At 56.3% G+C, this 5,891-nt stretch carries 3 rRNA genes; all 3 read left to right on the forward strand.

What is annotated here, in order from left to right:
• The first annotated feature begins 176 nt into the window (after nucleotides 1–176).
• The 3 genes from AC4D2C_RS18695 (at nucleotide 177) to rrf (ending at nucleotide 5,834) form a co-directional block, all read left to right on the forward strand.
• Nucleotides 177–1,711, forward strand: a 16S ribosomal RNA gene (locus AC4D2C_RS18695).
• 509 nt (nucleotides 1,712–2,220) lie between these two features.
• Nucleotides 2,221–5,377: ribosomal RNA gene (locus AC4D2C_RS18700) — 23S ribosomal RNA — on the forward strand.
• A gap of 340 nt (nucleotides 5,378–5,717) precedes the next feature.
• Nucleotides 5,718–5,834: ribosomal RNA gene (gene rrf / locus AC4D2C_RS18705) — 5S ribosomal RNA — on the forward strand.
• The 16S, 23S and 5S rRNA genes sit together here, the layout of an rRNA operon.
• Nucleotides 5,835–5,891 lie beyond the last annotated feature (57 nt).

A 5,891-nucleotide genomic window follows, 5' to 3' on the forward strand; every position in this document is an offset into this window, starting at 1 on the left:
TCCTGTTGTTTGAGAACTCAATAGTGTGCCAAGTTTGTTGATACCGATTGTTTTTTGATTGGTTGAATTTGCTGGTTGCCGCACCCCGTGTGGTGGCTGGTTTTTTTGGCTGGTTTCGAATTTTGTGCAGCAGGGTGTCCCGTTTTCCCGGGGTGTCGTGTTGTGTCTGTGAATCATTTACGGAGAGTTTGATCCTGGCTCAGGATGAACGCTGGCGGCGTGCTTAACACATGCAAGTCGAACGATGAAGCCAGCTTGCTGGTGGATTAGTGGCGAACGGGTGAGTAACACGTGAGTAACCTGCCCTTGACTCTGGGATAAGCCTGGGAAACCGGGTCTAATACTGGATACGACCTTCCCACGCATGTGGTGTTGGTGGAAAGCTTTTGTGGTTTTGGATGGACTCGCGGCCTATCAGCTTGTTGGTGGGGTAATGGCCTACCAAGGCGACGACGGGTAGCCGGCCTGAGAGGGTGACCGGCCACACTGGGACTGAGACACGGCCCAGACTCCTACGGGAGGCAGCAGTGGGGAATATTGCACAATGGGCGCAAGCCTGATGCAGCGACGCCGCGTGAGGGATGAAGGCCTTCGGGTTGTAAACCTCTTTCAGTAGGGAAGAAGCCGCTCTTTCGGGGGTGGTGACGGTACCTGCAGAAGAAGCGCCGGCTAACTACGTGCCAGCAGCCGCGGTAATACGTAGGGCGCAAGCGTTATCCGGAATTATTGGGCGTAAAGAGCTCGTAGGCGGTTTGTCGCGTCTGCCGTGAAAGTCCGGGGCTTAACCCCGGATCTGCGGTGGGTACGGGCAGACTAGAGTGCAGTAGGGGAGACTGGAATTCCTGGTGTAGCGGTGAAATGCGCAGATATCAGGAGGAACACCGATGGCGAAGGCAGGTCTCTGGGCTGTAACTGACGCTGAGGAGCGAAAGCATGGGGAGCGAACAGGATTAGATACCCTGGTAGTCCATGCCGTAAACGTTGGGCACTAGGTGTGGGGGACATTCCACGTTTTCCGCGCCGTAGCTAACGCATTAAGTGCCCCGCCTGGGGAGTACGGCCGCAAGGCTAAAACTCAAAGGAATTGACGGGGGCCCGCACAAGCGGCGGAGCATGCGGATTAATTCGATGCAACGCGAAGAACCTTACCAAGGCTTGACATGAACCGGAATGATGCAGAGATGTGTCAGCCACTTGTGGCCGGTTTACAGGTGGTGCATGGTTGTCGTCAGCTCGTGTCGTGAGATGTTGGGTTAAGTCCCGCAACGAGCGCAACCCTCGTTCCATGTTGCCAGCGGGTTATGCCGGGGACTCATGGGAGACTGCCGGGGTCAACTCGGAGGAAGGTGGGGACGACGTCAAATCATCATGCCCCTTATGTCTTGGGCTTCACGCATGCTACAATGGCCGGTACAAAGGGTTGCGATACTGTGAGGTGGAGCTAATCCCAAAAAGCCGGTCTCAGTTCGGATTGAGGTCTGCAACTCGACCTCATGAAGTTGGAGTCGCTAGTAATCGCAGATCAGCAACGCTGCGGTGAATACGTTCCCGGGCCTTGTACACACCGCCCGTCAAGTCACGAAAGTTGGTAACACCCGAAGCCGGTGGCCTAACCCCTTGTGGGAGGGAGCCGTCGAAGGTGGGACCGGCGATTGGGACTAAGTCGTAACAAGGTAGCCGTACCGGAAGGTGCGGCTGGATCACCTCCTTTCTAAGGAGCGCCTCGAATCTTTCGTCCTCGTCCACTGTGGTGGGGGTGGGGTTCGCAGGAGTCAGCCCATAGCGCGGGCGTTTGTTCCGCGGTGGGTGCTCATGGGTGGAATATCAATGAATAGGTGTCGTCGCTGGTGTTGGCCGGCTCGAGTACGCCTGGTCGCCTGGTCGTGTGCTGTCCCTCTTTGGGGGGTGGGTGCATGGTGGGGGGCGGGGTTGGAAAGAGCGGGTTGGTGGTTGGTGGCGGGTATCGTTTGGCACACTGTTGGGTCCTGAGATAACAGGGCCCTGTTCTGGTTTTCGGCCGGGGTGGGGTTTGGTTGTTTCTGGTTTCCCGCGCATGCTCTGCTCGTGTCCCTGTTAGGGGGTGGGTGGGGGTGTGATGGGGTTGTTGGTTGAGAACTGCATAGTGGACGCGAGCATCTTAAAAAGAAGCAATTTCTAAGAATAATCTGGTTCCGGACGTATGTTCGGGCCTGGTTTTCTCGATATGTTTTTGATCTTAGTGGTCAAGTTTTTAAGGGCACACGGTGGATGCCTTGGCATCAGGAGCCGAAGAAGGACGTGGGAATCTGCGATAAGCCTGGGGGAGTTGATAACCGAACTTTGATCCCAGGATGTCCGAATGGGGAAACCCCGCCCGGCGCGCGAGTGACCGGGTGACCCGTATCTGAACACATAGGGTACGTGGAGGGAACGTGGGGAAGTGAAACATCTCAGTACCCACAGGAAGAGAAAACAATAGTGATTCCGTTAGTAGTGGCGAGCGAACGCGGAACAGGCTAAACCAGTGGTGTGTGATAGCCGGCGGGCGTTGCATCACTGGGGTTGTGGGACTTTCCGTTCCAGTTCTGCCGGACTGGTGAAATGAGTGCGTGCGTATAGGTGAACGGGTTTGAAAGCCCGGCCGGAGAGGGTGTAAGTCCCGTAACCGTAATGCGTGACGCCGTTTGGAGAGGATCCCAAGTAGCACGGGGCCCGAGAAATCCCGTGCGAATCTGCCAGGACCACCTGGTAAGCCTAAATACTCCCTGATGACCGATAGCGGACCAGTACCGTGAGGGAAAGGTGAAAAGTACCCCGGGAGGGGAGTGAAACAGTACCTGAAACCGTGTGCCTACAAACCGTCGGAGCAACCTTAGTAGTTGTGACGGCGTGCCTTTTGAAGAATGAGCCTGCGAGTTAGTGTTACGTCGCGAGGTTAACCCGTGTGGGGAAGCCGTAGCGAAAGCGAGTCTGAATAGGGCGAGTGAGTGGCGTGATCTAGACCCGAAGCGAAGTGATCTACCCATGGCCAGGTTGAAGCGACGGTAAGACGTCGTGGAGGACCGAACCCACTTCAGTTGAAAATGGAGGGGATGAGCTGTGGGTAGGGGTGAAAGGCCAATCAAACTTCGTGATAGCTGGTTCTCCCCGAAATGCATTTAGGTGCAGCGTTGCGTGTTTCTTATCGGAGGTAGAGCTACTGGATGGCTAATGGGCCCTACAAGGTTACTGACGTCAGCCAAACTCCGAATGCCGGTAAGTGAGAGCGCAGCAGTGAGACTGTGGGGGATAAGCTTCATAGTCGAGAGGGAAACAGCCCAGACCACCAACTAAGGCCCCTAAGCGTGTGCTAAGTGGGAAAGGATGTGGAGTTGCCCAGACAACCAGGAGGTTGGCTTAGAAGCAGCCACCCTTGAAAGAGTGCGTAATAGCTCACTGGTCAAGTGATTCCGCGCCGACAATGTAGCGGGGCTCAAGTACACCGCCGAAGTTGTGGCATTCACATAGATCCCAAGCCGGAGACTTGTTCTCCTGGTTCAAGGATGTGGATGGGTAGGGGAGCGTCGTGTGGGCGGTGAAGTCGCGGTGTAAACCAGCGGTGGAGCCTACACGAGTGAGAATGCAGGCATGAGTAGCGAAAGACGGGTGAGAAACCCGTCCGCCGAATGATCAAGGGTTCCAGGGTCAAGCTAATCTGCCCTGGGTAAGTCGGGACCTAAGGCGAGGCCGACAGGCGTAGTCGATGGACAACGGGTTGATATTCCCGTACCGGCGAAGAACCGCCAATACTGATCGAGGGATACTAACCGCCAGAAGCATGACCGCCCACCCTTGTGGTGACGTGGTTTTTTGTGGATCGCGGGACCTGATCTCGGGAGGTAAGCGTATTAACAGGTGTGACGCAGGAAGGTAGCCGAGCCGGGCGATGGTAGTCCCGGTCTAAGGATGTAGGGCGAACCATAGGCAAATCCGTGGTTCTGTGTTCGATCACACGCTTGAGATCTGATGGGACCCCCGTCAAGGGGGGATTCGGTGATCCTATGCTGCCGAGAAAAGCATCGGCGCGAGGTTCTAGCCGCCCGTACCCCAAACCGACACAGGTGATCAGGTAGAGAATACTAAGGCGATCGAGAGAATTATGGTTAAGGAACTCGGCAAAATGCCCCCGTAACTTCGGGAGAAGGGGGGCCCCAACTGTGAAGGCGACTAGCTCGCCGGAGCGGATCGGGGCCGCAGAGACCAGGGGGAAGCGACTGTTTACTAAAAACACAGGTCCGTGCGAAGTCGCAAGACGATGTATACGGACTGACTCCTGCCCGGTGCTGGAAGGTTAAGAGGACCGGTTAGTTTCACGCTTGCGTGGGACGAAGCTGGGAATTTAAGCCCCAGTAAACGGCGGTGGTAACTATAACCATCCTAAGGTAGCGAAATTCCTTGTCGGGTAAGTTCCGACCTGCACGAATGGAGTAACGACTTCCCCGCTGTCTCAACCATAAACTCGGCGAAATTGCAGTACGAGTAAAGATGCTCGTTACGCGCAGCAGGACGGAAAGACCCCGAGACCTTCACTATAGTTTGGTATTGGTGTTCGGTGTGGCTTGTGTAGGATAGGTGGGAGACTGTGAAGCGTGGACGCCAGTTCACGTGGAGTCATCGTTGAAATACCACTCTGGTCACTCTGGATATCTAACTTCGGCCCGTAATCCGGGTCAGGGACAGTGCCTGATGGGTAGTTTAACTGGGGCGGTTGCCTCCTAAAAAGTAACGGAGGCGCCCAAAGGTTCCCTCAGCCTGGTTGGCAATCAGGTGGCGAGTGTAAGTGCACAAGGGAGCTTGACTGTGAGAGAGACATCTCAAGCAGGGACGAAAGTCGGGACTAGTGATCCGGCGGCACATTGTGGAATGGCCGTCGCTCAACGGATAAAAGGTACCTCGGGGATAACAGGCTGATCTTGCCCAAGAGTCCATATCGACGGCATGGTTTGGCACCTCGATGTCGGCTCGTCGCATCCTGGGGCTGGAGTAGGTCCCAAGGGTTGGGCTGTTCGCCCATTAAAGCGGTACGCGAGCTGGGTTTAGAACGTCGTGAGACAGTTCGGTCCCTATCCGCTGCGCGCGCAGGAAATTTGAGAAGGGCTGTCCTTAGTACGAGAGGACCGGGACGGACGAACCTCTGGTGTGTCAGTTGTACTGCCAAGTGCACCGCTGATTAGCTACGTTCGGATGGGATAACCGCTGAAAGCATCTAAGCGGGAAGCCTGCTTCAAGATGAGATTTCCATACACCTCGAGTGTGAGAGGCCCCCAGCCAGACCACTGGGTTGATAGGCCGGACGTGGAAGCAGGGACTAACGACCTGTGAAGCTGACCGGTACTAATAAGCCGATAACTTACACCACACACCCACCCCCACCAGAAGGGTCCCCTGGGCAACCAGGAAACCCCGACAGTGAACCATGAGGCGGGTGAAGATCGAATGCTACGCGTCCACTATGCGGTTCCCAACCAACAACAGGAACCACCACAACACCACAGCACCACCACGCCCACCGCAGCACTGCGGCACCGGCGCGGGAGGGGCTGCGGCACAACTGAATACGACATCCAGCAACACGCACCGCCCAACCAGCGATGCAGTGAAGCGATGTAACCCCACAGATTTACCACGCCACCACCCGCGTGCACACCCCCCGAACCAGGGACAGCACACGAGGCGGACAGGCCACTGGTAGCAAGGGTTACGGCGGTCATAGCGTGGGGGAAACGCCCGGTCCCATTCCGAACCCGGAAGCTAAGACCCACAGCGCCGATGGTACTGCACCCGAGAGAGTGTGGGAGAGTAGGACACCGCCGGACAACCATTACGGCTCGAGGCCCCACCACCGGTGGGGCCTCGACCCCTTTAACCCCCCA

The sequence above is a fragment of the Arthrobacter sp. TJ-240 genome, from assembly GCF_058269195.1.